Annotated in this window: 4 protein-coding genes; 2 read left to right on the top strand and 2 right to left on the bottom strand. The window is 73.2% G+C overall.

The window, feature by feature from the left end:
• Nucleotides 1-669: ATP-grasp domain-containing protein (locus tag ABZ641_RS32615; protein ID WP_359987706.1), on the top strand; the 669-nt coding region annotated here is incomplete at its 5' end.
• 92 nt (nt 670-761) lie between these two features.
• Here the strand turns inward: ABZ641_RS32615 and ABZ641_RS32610 are convergent.
• Nucleotides 762-1340, bottom strand: coding sequence for a TetR/AcrR family transcriptional regulator (locus ABZ641_RS32610; protein WP_359987703.1), 579 nt, complete (start codon nt 1338-1340; stop codon nt 762-764).
• A 91-nt stretch (nt 1341-1431) separates the two neighbouring features.
• Here ABZ641_RS32610 and ABZ641_RS32605 point away from each other — a divergent pair, with 91 nt between their 5' ends.
• Nucleotides 1432-1878 (top strand): DUF1772 domain-containing protein, encoded by a 447-nt coding sequence (locus ABZ641_RS32605; protein ID WP_359987700.1) that lies wholly within the window; start codon nt 1432-1434, stop codon nt 1876-1878.
• A 48-nt stretch (nt 1879-1926) separates the two neighbouring features.
• On the opposite strand, the gene ABZ641_RS32600 is transcribed toward ABZ641_RS32605, so the two are convergent.
• The gene (locus ABZ641_RS32600; RefSeq protein ID WP_359987697.1) at nt 1927-2373 is read right to left on the bottom strand and encodes a MarR family winged helix-turn-helix transcriptional regulator; all 447 of its coding nucleotides are present in this window, start codon (nt 2371-2373) and stop codon (nt 1927-1929) included.
• Between the last annotated feature and the right edge of the window lie 212 nt (nt 2374-2585).

Here is a 2585-nt window from a genome sequence, read left to right as displayed (position 1 = left end):
GCGCATTGGTACGGCGGGCCGCTCGCGGGTGCGCGGCTGGCGGGCCGGCTCGGGTTCGCACTGCTCGAACCGGTGGACGACTGGCTCGCCGAGCTGCCGGAGGAGTTCACCGGCCGGGACGTCCGCTCGGCGACCGTCGCGGACGCGCGGGCGCTGGAACGGCCGACGTTCGTCAAGCCGCCGCGCGACAAGTCCTTCCCGGCGGCCGTCTACGCCGACGGCTCCCGGCTGCCCGCGGACCTGTACCCGGCGACGCCGGTGCTGCTCTCCGAGGTGGTGACCTTCGCGGCCGAGTACCGGCTGTTCCTGCTGGACGGGCGGATCGCCGCGGCGAGCCGGTACGCGGTGTTCGGCCGGCTCGACCCGCACCCGCTGCACACGGACGCGACGGACCGCGCCGACCGGGCCACCGCCGGGGAGATCGCCGAGTTCGTCGACCGGCTGGTGGCCGCGGCCGGGCAGAGCCTGCCGAGCGCCGTCGTCCTGGACGTCGGGCAGCTGCTCGACCCCTACCGCCCGGGCCACCGCTGGGCCGTGGTGGAGGCCAACATGGCCTGGTTCTCCCACGCCTACGCCGCCGATCCGGCCCGGGTGCTGGACGTGGTGCTGCGGGCGGCGGGGCCGCGTGAGCGGGTACGGCCGGACGATCTGGCGTTCGTCCGGCACTGATCCGGTCCGAGTGACGACGGGGTGCCGGCCACCCGGGCGCCGTCCCTCCGCCCCGCCGCCCAGCCGGGACGGTGGGACGGTGGGACGGTGGGTCAGACGACGGCGAGCCGGTCCACCAGCAGGTCCACCCTCCGTTCGGCGTCCTCCGGCAGCAGCCGGCCGGCCCGGGTCAGGGTCGCGATGCCGTGCAGCGACGCCCAGAACACCTCGGTGAACAGCCCCGGCTGGACGCCGTCCCCGGCGACCTCGCCCAGGGTCTCCATCAGCGCGGCGAAGGCGTCCTTCAGCGGCGCCGGGGTGTCCTCCTGCGCGTACGCCAGACCGCCGTCGAGCTGGAACAGGGCGTCGTAGACCGCCGGGTTGCGCTCGGCGAAGGCGAGGTAGGCACGGGCGAGGGCGGCGACCCGCGCGCGCGGGCCGTCCGCGGCGGCCGCCGCGGCCCGCACCGCGACGGCCATCTCGGCGGCACCGTCGAGGGCGACGGCGCCGATGATCTCGCGCTTGCCGCGGAAATGGCTGTAGAGGACGGGCTGGCTGTACTCGATGCGCTCGGCGAGCCGACGGGTGGTGACCGCGTCCCACCCCTGCTGCTCGGCGAGTTCACGGGCCGTGGCCACGATGAGGCGTTCGCGGTCCGCCCGTTCGCGTTCCTTGCGTTGCTGTACCGACATGCTCCGATCCTAGCATCGCTAGGCAATCGAGCGGCAGCAGTACTAGCGTTGCCTCATCGGCTAGCAATGCTAGATTCCAGGAGGGGTCGTCATGCCCAACGCGCTCGAGGTCTTCACCACCGTGGCCGTCGGTCTGATGGTGGGGGTGGAGTTCTCCGTCGCCTTCGTCATGAACCCGATCTTCAAAGCACTTCCCGAGGAGAGCCGGGTGCTGGGCCGCGCCCACGGGGGCCGGATGCTCGGCGCCGTGATGCCCGTCTGGTACATCGGCTCGCTCGTCCTCAGCGTCGTCTGGGCCGTCGCCGGACGGCACCACCAGGGCACCGGCCTGGTCGTCACCGCCGCCGCACTGCTGGTCGTCAGCGTGGTGATGTCGCTCCTGCTGCTCGTCCCGATCAACAACCGGAGCAAGACCTGGACCGGTGAGAGCCGGCCCGAGGACTGGGAGGAGCAGGGGGACCGCTGGGACCGCTACCACTACGTCCGCGTCGCCGTCCTCATCGGCGCCTTCACCCTGCTGGTCGCCGCCCTCGCCTGAACCCGCGGCGCAGAACGTGCACGTACGGGCGCCCTTTGAGGCCGCGCCCTAGCGCGGGACGTGCTGTTCGCCGAGCGTGCGCAGGCCGCGGGTGAGTGCGGTGCGCTGCGGTTCGGTGAGCCCCGCGGTCAGTTCGGCGTCCGCGGCCTCGGCGGCCTCCGCGCAGCGGGCGAGCAGTCGTCGGCCCTCGGTGGTGAGGGTGAGGACCTGGCGGCGGCGGTCCTCCGGGTCGCGGACGCGTTCGACCGCGCCGAGTTCCTGGAGCTGGTCGGCGAGTGCCACGATCAGGCTGGGGGCGACGCCGAGGCGGGTGGCCAGCTCCTGTTGCGAGGCGGCGGATCCGGCGTCGAGTGCGGCCAGCAGGCCGGCGTGCTTGGGCTTGAGTCCGAGCTCCTCGACCCGGTCGGCGAAGCGGTCGGACGCCAGGGCGCCGAGGGTGCCCAGGTTGAAGACGATCGTGGCGCGCAGTGCCGCCGCTCCCTTGACATCGCTCATGACGAGAATGGTACCGTCCTCATATCGTTCGAAGCTCGAATGATTCAGGGGGAGTCGGAATGGACGTTCTGTCGGCGGCCAACGCACTGGCCGCACTGGTGAGCGCGGGATCGAGCGTGGCGGGGGTGCTGCGCCCGGGCCTGGGGCTGCCCGAGGGCGAGCCGGTCACGGCCGGGGCGCACGTGTACGCCCGGGCGTACGCCGCGCGGGCC

The organism is Kitasatospora sp. NPDC007106, from assembly GCF_040634455.1.
Classification (GTDB): Bacteria; Actinomycetota; Actinomycetes; order Streptomycetales; family Streptomycetaceae; genus Kitasatospora; species Kitasatospora arboriphila.
Note: the sequence above shows the minus strand (reverse complement) of the source record. Positions and strands in the feature narration are given on the sequence as shown.